The sequence below is a fragment of the Methylophaga sp. UBA4204 genome, assembly GCF_002379485.1.
In the GTDB taxonomy this organism is placed as follows: domain Bacteria; phylum Pseudomonadota; class Gammaproteobacteria; order Nitrosococcales; family Methylophagaceae; genus Methylophaga.
Window position 1 is genome coordinate 6,830 of the sequence record NZ_DFTU01000099.1, and the last position, 1,344, is coordinate 8,173.

2 protein-coding genes are annotated in these 1,344 nt (G+C 48.1%); one reads left to right on the top strand and one right to left on the bottom strand.

What is annotated here, in order from left to right; genetic code table 11:
* Positions 1–692 (bottom strand): tRNA guanosine(34) transglycosylase Tgt (gene tgt / locus B3182_RS14845; protein ID WP_414683352.1); only part of this gene is annotated, 692 nt, incomplete at its 3' end.
* A 152-nt stretch (positions 693–844) separates the two neighbouring features.
* Here tgt and pyrF point away from each other — a divergent pair.
* Positions 845–1,344: orotidine-5'-phosphate decarboxylase (gene pyrF, locus B3182_RS14850; protein ID WP_292753338.1), on the top strand; the 500-nt coding region annotated here is incomplete at its 3' end.

Genomic DNA, 1,344 nt, shown 5'->3' on the forward strand with positions numbered 1-1,344 from the left:
GAATAGCGTGGCTTGTCCGTTGGCATTTTCTCGCTAAGGTGGTTGAGAATTCGCAGCATGTCTTCTTTTGGTTCGCCCACAGACAAGCCGCCGATGGCATAACCATCAAAGCCGATCTCAGTCAGACCTGCCAGAGATTCATCACGTAATGCTTCATGCATACCACCTTGCACGATTCCGAATAACGCCGAGGGATTATCTCCATGTGCTGCTTTACTGCGCGCTGCCCAACGTAGCGATAACCGCATCGAAATGGCCGCGGTCTTTTCATCAGCAGGATACGGCGTACATTCATCAAAAATCATTACAATGTCACTGCCAAGGACGCGTTGCACAGCCATGGATTCCTCAGGCCCCATAAAGACCTTGTCACCACTGACTGGCGACCGGAAATGCACACCCTGCTCAGTTATCTTACGCAGCTCACCAAGACTGAAGACCTGAAAACCACCGGAGTCGGTCAAGATAGGCTTATCCCAGCGCATAAAGTCATGTAAATCACCATGTCGCTGGATAATATCTGTACCGGGACGCAACATCAGGTGAAAGGTATTGCCCAGAATGATCTCTGCTCCAGTGGCTTTGACCTCTTCCGGGGTCATTGCTTTAACTGAACCATAAGTCCCAACCGGCATGAAAGCAGGTGTTTCAATGGTTCCCCGGTCAAAACTCAGTTGGCCGCGGCGGGCCAAGTCCATCCTGTGCTGATGTCGCAAATTTCATTGTGTTAACTCATCAAAAATTGGCGCACAGGATAGCATTATCGATAAGGTTTCAGTGAATTCAGACGCAATCCCCTGTCAGTTAAGGTAGGATCTGCATAAAATTTTTAGTGGAAAGCAGTATGAGTCAATCAAAAATTATTGTGGCGTTGGATTACCCCGATGCGAATGCCGCGCTGAACATGGCCGATCAGCTGGATCCTTCGCGTTGCCGCCTCAAAATAGGTAAAGAATTATTTACCCGCAGCGGCCCGGAAATCGTCAAAACGTTACAACAAAAAGGTTTTGATATTTTTCTGGATTTAAAATATCACGATATTCCAAATACTGTTGCTAAAGCCTGTGCAGCCGCTGCTGATTTAGGCGTCTGGATGATGAATGTTCATACTTTGGGTGGACCGGCAATGATGTCTGCAGCACGTGAAGCGATCGGCAGTCATCATGATGCTCCTCTACTGATTGGTGTGACATTGCTAACCAGCATGGATCAGCAAACATTTGAAGCCATAGGTTTAGAAGGCACCATTCCCGAAACAGTCCTTCGGCTTGCTGTAATGGCAGCAGATAATGGCTTGGATGGTGTGGTTTGCTCGGCACATGAAACGGCGATGTTAAAAGCCGA